This is a genomic window from Nocardiopsis sp. TNDT3 (genome assembly GCF_003427465.1).
GTDB lineage: Bacteria > Actinomycetota > Actinomycetes > Streptosporangiales > Streptosporangiaceae > Nocardiopsis > Nocardiopsis dassonvillei.
The window spans coordinates 1-6028 of sequence record NZ_QPFC01000600.1 but is presented as its reverse complement, the minus strand read 5'-3'; the positions used below and the strand labels follow the sequence as shown (position 1 = coordinate 6028).

General features: G+C 74.1%; 7 protein-coding genes and 1 pseudogene. 5 read left to right on the top strand and 3 right to left on the bottom strand.

The genetic code is table 11. The annotated features are described in order from the left end of the window. On the top strand, window positions 1-293 hold a 293-nt coding region (locus tag DQW06_RS15300), incomplete at its 5' end, for a universal stress protein (RefSeq protein WP_198662456.1). Between the two features lie 188 nt (window positions 294-481). Here the strand turns inward: DQW06_RS15300 and DQW06_RS15295 are convergent. Beyond that, complete coding sequence (locus tag DQW06_RS15295; RefSeq protein WP_013152867.1) at window positions 482-1351, bottom strand: citryl-CoA lyase; 870 nt, start codon at window positions 1349-1351, stop codon at window positions 482-484. After that, the gene (locus tag DQW06_RS15290; protein ID WP_013152866.1) at window positions 1348-2592 is read right to left on the bottom strand and encodes a CaiB/BaiF CoA-transferase family protein; all 1245 of its coding nucleotides are present in this window, start codon (window positions 2590-2592) and stop codon (window positions 1348-1350) included. Before DQW06_RS15290 ends, DQW06_RS15295 begins: the two co-directional genes overlap by 4 nt. A 407-nt stretch (window positions 2593-2999) precedes the next feature. Here DQW06_RS15290 and DQW06_RS29900 point away from each other — a divergent pair, with 407 nt between their 5' ends. Continuing rightward, entirely contained in the window at window positions 3000-3194 is a 195-nt protein-coding gene (locus DQW06_RS29900) for a hypothetical protein (protein ID WP_370449078.1), read from the top strand. Here the strand turns inward: DQW06_RS29900 and DQW06_RS29895 are convergent. Continuing rightward, window positions 3164-3280 (bottom strand): annotated as a pseudogene (locus DQW06_RS29895) (helix-turn-helix domain-containing protein); the annotation flags it as partial. The gene DQW06_RS29900 and the pseudogene DQW06_RS29895 sit on opposite strands and share 31 nt — an antisense overlap. Window positions 3281-3586: 306 nt before the next feature. On the opposite strand from DQW06_RS29895, the gene DQW06_RS15280 reads away from it, so the two are divergent. The 3 genes from DQW06_RS15280 to DQW06_RS15270 form a co-directional block, all read left to right on the top strand. Beyond that, a complete protein-coding gene (locus DQW06_RS15280; protein ID WP_071621994.1) occupies window positions 3587-4576 on the top strand; it encodes a tripartite tricarboxylate transporter substrate binding protein in 990 nt (329 codons plus the stop codon). Continuing rightward, window positions 4573-5187: a tripartite tricarboxylate transporter TctB family protein gene (locus DQW06_RS15275; RefSeq protein WP_013152863.1), complete on the top strand. Its 615-nt coding sequence runs from the start codon at window positions 4573-4575 to the stop codon at window positions 5185-5187. The genes DQW06_RS15280 and DQW06_RS15275 overlap by 4 nt, the downstream gene beginning before the upstream one ends. Beyond that, the coding region (locus DQW06_RS15270) for a tripartite tricarboxylate transporter permease (protein WP_198662455.1) at window positions 5188-6028 on the top strand (841 nt) is incomplete at its 3' end.

The following is a 6028-nucleotide window of genomic DNA, read 5'->3' as shown; positions in this document are numbered from 1 at the left end:
TTCCCCCCGCGGTCGCGTCGTCTCCCCGGACCCGGGAGAGCGGCCCAGGCGATGGACTCGCCCTGGAGCGCGCGGTCGGGCCCCTCCGTGCCCGGTACCCGGAGGTGGAGGTGCGCACCGAGGTGGTGGACGGCCGCCCCGTCGCGGCGCTGACGGACGCGGCGCGAGCAGCGCGGCTGCTCGTGGTCGGGGCGGGAGGCGAGCACGGACTGACCCGCCTGGCCCTGGGTTCGGCGGCCCACGGGGTACTGCACCGCTCCCCCTGCCCCGTCATGGTGGTCCACACAGGTTGACGGGGCGGCGGGACGCGCGGCCCCGGGGCCGACCGGCACGAGCACGCCGCCCCGGCACCGTCCCGGGCGCGCGGAGCACAGCCCGGCGACCGCGGACCCGGGCCGTCCAGCCAGGTCACGCGGAGGGGGAGCGGGCACCGGACCGGACGGAGGTATCCGGCGCCCGCCGTCGGGGGGACTCTGCGCGGTCAGTCCCGACCGGGGTCCGCAGAGAGCCGCGGGTCGTCGGCGGCGAGGTGGCGGGTCGCGGGGCCGTCGTAGCCCGCCAGCACCGCCCTGGGCAGGGGCCCCTTGATGCGCGACCCGCTCTGGTGCTCCTCCCAGGCGTGGGCGAGGATGCCCACGGAACGGGAGAGGACGAACAGCCCCCGGGCCAGCTCCGAGGGGAAGCCCAGCGAGGCGTAGACGACGGCGGTGGCGGCGTCGATGTTCATCGGCACGGGGCGTCCGCGCCCCCGGGCCAGCGCCTCCTCCAGCGCCAGGGCGGCCTCCAGCGGTCCGGCGGGGACGAGGCCGTCCTCGACCGCCTCGCGCACCAGGCCCAGCAGCGGGTCGCGGCGTGGGTCGCGCGGGTGGAAGCGGTGGCCGAAGCCGGGCACGTACGCGCCGCGCCCGCGGTACTCGGCGACCACCTCCTCGGCCACCCGCGCCACCGGGGTCCCGTCGGCGACGCGCCCGGCCATCTCCTCCAGGAGGGCGACGCACTGCTGGCCCGCGCCGCCGTGCACGTCCCCGAGCAGGTTGACGCCGGTGGCGACGGCGTTGTTCAGGCCCACCCCGCAGCTGGCCGCCATCCGGGCGGCGGCGATGGAGGGCGCCTGGGGGCCGTGGTCCACGGCGGCGACCAGGGCGGCCTCCAACAGGCGGGAGCGGCGCGGGTCGGGCAGCTCGCCGCGCAGCATGAGCCAGACCGTGTCCACGAAGGAGACCCGGCCGATCAGCTCCTGCACCGGATAGCCGCCCGGTTCGATCTCGCCGGGGGCGATCCGGATCAGCCCGGTCCGCCACCAGAGGCCGATCTCGTCGTGGGTCATGGACGGCGTGTCGATCGTGCTCATACGGCCCGCTCCTCGCGCAGTGCGTCGATCTCCTGGTCGCTGAACCCCGCCTCGCGCAGCACCTGCTCGGTGTGCTCGCCCAGCAGGGGCGGCGCCGTGCGCGGGCCCAGGGGCGCGCCGTCCACGCGGACGCCGCTGCCGAGCACGCGCAGCTCGCGGTCCTCCCCGCCGGGGAAGGGCAGCGTGTGCACCAGTCCCCGGTGGGCCACCTGGTCCAGTTCCAGCGCCTGGGCCACGGTCAGCACGCGGGCGGCGGGGACCCCGACCCGGGCCAGCTCGCGCTCCCACTCCAGGGCGGTCCGGGTGCCCAGGTGCTCCTCCAGGGCCTCGCGGAGGGCCTCGCGGTGGGTCTTGCGGTCCTCGCGCTGGGCGAAGCGGGGGTCGCGCGCCAGTTCGGGCGCGCCCACGACCGCGCACAGCGCCTCGAACTGCTCCTGCTTGTTGGCGGCGATGTTGAGCGCGCCGTCGGCGGTGGCGAAGGTGCCCGAGGGAGCCGCCGTGGCGTTCTCGTTGCCGATGGGGACCGGTTCCACACCCGCGGACAGGTAGTTGGACACGCCCCAGCCCATCGCGGTGATCGCGGTCTCCAGCATGGACACGTCCACGCTGCTCCCCCGGCCGGTGCGCTCCCTCCTGACCAGGGCGGTGCTGATCGCGAAGGCGGCGGCGAGGCCGCCCAGGACGTCGGCGATGGGGAAGCCCGCGCGCAGGGGGCCGGTGCCGGGCGTGCCGGTGGTGCTCATCATCCCCGACAGGCCCTGGATGATCTGGTCGTAGGCCGGGCGCCCGCTCAGGGGGCCGTCGGAGCCGAACCCGGACACCGCGCAGTAGACCAGGCCGGGGTTGACCGCGCTCAGGTCCTTCCAGCCGAAGCCCAGGCGCTCCAGCACGCCCGGCCGGAAGTTCTCCAGCAGCACGTCGGAGCGGCGCACCAGGCGGGTCATGGTCTCCCGGCCGCCGGGGGTCTTCAGGTCCAGGGTCAGGGAGCGCTTGCCCGCGTTCTGCGCCAGGAACGACGCGCCCAGTCCGCGCCCGTTCAGCTCCGCCGAGGCGCCGAGCTGGCGGGCCAGGTCCCCGGAGCCGGGGACCTCGACCTTGACCACGTCGGCGCCCATGAGCGCCAGCTGGTACCCGGCGTAGGGCCCGGCCAGGACGTTGGTCATGTCCAGGACGCGCACCCCCGCGAGCGGCAGGGTCCTCTCCCCGGCCTCGGAGCCTGTGTCGGTGTCGGTGTCGGTCAACGTCTCTCCTGTGTTCCGGGTCCCACGGTCCCTCCCGAGGGGTCGAGCCCGATGTCGGTGATGCGGCGGGGCCGTAGACGGGCGCGGCCACGCCGGAGGCGCCCCGCTCGCGCTCGCCGTGGCTGACGGCGAAGCCGCGTGTGCGGGCCAGTTCCACCTCCTCGCGCAGGCGGCTGACGTGCCCGGGGCCGTGGGGGGATGCGGCGGCCACGCGCAGCAGCAGGGACTCCCCCGCGCCGATGAGCAGCACCTTGCTGGCGCCCCCGCCCCACAGGACCATCTCGTCGCCGACGTTGACGACGTGGCGCAGCCGTTGGGGGCCCTCCTCCTTGGCCACGCACACGCGGGTGGCGTCGGCGCGGACGTAGAGGTTGACGGTCTCGGCGGTGTCGGCGACGAGTTCGCGCATGACGGACCGGACGGCCTCGGGCACCTGCCAGACGGCGTGGGCCAGGCGCGACCAGCGCAGCAGGCTGGGGCCGACACCGACCTTGCCGTCGGGAGCCGTCCACAGCAGTCCGCGCTGCTCCAGGGTCGCGACCAGCCGCAGGACCGTGGTCTTGGCCAGGCCGGTGCGCTCCACCAGTTCCCGTGTGGAGTAGCGCTGGTTCCTCTCGTCGAACAGGTCGAGCAGGTCCAGGGCGCGCGCGACGCTGCGCACGGTGCCGCCGGAGTCGCCGTCAGGCATCCCTCCCCCTTCCGTTTGGTCCACTAGGTGGTTCATAAGGACCGCTAAGTGGAATCGCGCCGTCAGCGTAGCGCAACCCCTCGGCGCACGGCCAGCCCCTCCCCGAAGAGCACCTCCATTGGCGGGAACCGGACTGGCCTGCGCAGAAGGGAAGACCAACAGGGGACTGTGCGCCGCAACACACTCGTTAACAAAAGGTTTCGAATCGGCATTGACAGTGCTCACGGGGGCTCGCATGATTTCCCAGACCACGAAACGGTCCCGTTGGACCACCTGGTGGACCAGTGGGCCGAAAGGGAGTGAAGGATGAACAGACAGCGGATCCTCCGCGCGTCGGGGGCCGTGGCCACCGCGCTCCTGGTGGGCGCCGCCGCGACGAACGCCGCGCTGTCCGACACGAACGCGTCGGAGGCCCGCGCCAGGATCGACATCGTCGTCCCCGCCGACCCCGGCGGCGGCTGGGACCTGGTGGCGCGCGAGGCGCAGCACTCCCTGCGCGTGAACGACATCGTCGACAACACCCAGGTCCTCAACCTCCCCGGTGCGGGAGGGACCATCGGCCTGGCGCAGACGGTGCGCCGCGAGGGCAGCGCCACGACCCTGATGACCACGGGCACCGTCATGATCGGCGGCATCATCGTCAACGACTCGGCCCAGACCCTGGAGGACGTGGTGCCCATCGCCCGCGTCGCCGACGACTACGAGGTCTTCGTGGTCCCCGCCGACTCCCCGCTGGAGGACATGGGCGACCTCATCGAGGCCTGGCGGGAGGACCCGGGCGCGGTCGCGGTCGGCGGCGGTTCCCTGGGCGGCACCGACCACCTCCTGGCGGGGCTGGCCGCCCAGTCGCAGGGCGTCGAACCCCAGGCCGTCAACTACATCCCCTTCGCGGGCGGCGCGCAGGCGCTCACCTCGCTGCTCTCGGGCAGCCTCGACGTGGGCGTCTCGGGCTACAACGAGTTCAGCGACCAGGTGGAGGCGGGCAACATCCGCGTCCTGGGTGTCTCGGCCCACGAGCGCGTCGAGGGCATCGACGCCCCGACCCTGCCCGAGCAGGGCGTGGACGCGGTGCTGCCCAACTGGCGCGGGTTCATGGCCCCGCCCGGCATCACCGGGGCCGAGCGGGCGGAGCTCACCGCGATCGTGGAGGAGATGGTGCGCACCGACGAGTGGCGCGACACCCTCCAGCGCAACCGCTGGGACGACACCTTCCAGAGCGGCCCCGAGTTCGAGGAGTTCCTCGCGGCCGAGATCGAACGCATCACCGACGTCACCGAGGACCTGGGGCTTTCATGAGCCAGCACAGCACGACACCCACCGCCCCGGGCGGGCCCGGCGCGCGGCCGCGTGAGGAGCGGCCCACCTGGTGGAGGGGGCGCAGCGAGATCTTCGTCGGCCTGCTCACCATCGGCATCGGCGTGTTCGTGGGCGTGCAGACGCTCACCATGCACGTGCCCGACAACTCGGCCTCCCCCGGCCCCCAGCTCTTCCCCGCGATCGTCGCGGTGCTGATGCTCGTCCTCGGCGCGGCCCTGGTCGTCCAGGTGGCCCTGCGCCCCGCGGCGCCCGAGCCGGAGGGGACCGACCACCCCGGCGGCGACGCGGGCGTGGTCGGCGACCTGGTCGAGGGGCGCGGCCCGTCCGCGAGCGCCCCCGCCGCCCACAGCGACTGGCGCGCCGTGGGCACCGTGCTCGGCGCGGTGGTGCTCTTCGCCCTGCTGTTGCAGCCGGTGGGCTGGCTGCTGTCCGGCGCGCTGCTGTTCTTCGGCGTGACCTGGGCCTTCGGCGGCAGGCGCCCGCTGTTCGAGGCCGCCGTCGCGCTGGCCTACTCGTCCGTGGTCCAGCTCGCCTTCGTCGGCGGGCTCGGCCTCAACCTGCCCGCCGGAATCCTGGGAGGGGTGCTGTAAGTGGAGACCCTGAGTCTGCTCGGCGGCGGGTTCGCCGCCGCGCTCTCCCCCGAGAACCTGCTGTGGGCGTTCGTGGGCGTCCTGCTGGGCACCGCCGTGGGCGTGCTGCCCGGCCTGGGCTCGGCCATGGCCGTCGCCCTGCTGCTGCCCGTCACGTTCAAGCTGGACCCCACCGGGGCCTTCATCATGTTCACCGCCGTGTACTACGGCGGCCTGTTCGGCGACTCGACCACGTCGATCCTGATGAACACGCCCGGCAACAGCTCCGCGATCGCCACCGCGATCGAGGGGCACAGGATGGCGCTCAAGGGCCGGGCCTCCCAGGCCCTGGCCACGTCGGCCATCGGCGCGTTCACCGGCGCGGTGGTGGCCACGACGGTGGTGGCCTTCTTCTCGAAGGTGATCATCGACATCGCCCTGCGCTTCGGCCCGGCCGAGTACCTGGCGCTGGCGGTCCTGGCCTTCGTCGCCACCTCGGCGGTGGTGGCCCAGTCCATGGTGCGCGGGCTCATCGCGCTCTCCATCGGCCTGGCCATCGCGATGGTGGGCATCGACGCCCAGAGCGGCGCGGCCCGCTTCACCCTGGGTGTCCCCTCCCTGTTCGAGGGGATCAGCGTGGTCACGGTGACCGTGGGCCTGCTCGCGCTGGGCGAGGTGCTGCACGTGGTCTCGCGCGTGCACCGGGGCGGGGGCGTGGGCGACAAGCTCATCACCGGCACCGGCACCCCCTGGCTGAGCGGGCGCGACCTGCGCCGCGCGATCCCGGCGTGGATCCGCGGGCTGGGCTTCGGCCTGCCCTTCGGCGCGATCCCGGCGGGCGGCTCGGAGATCCCGACCTTCC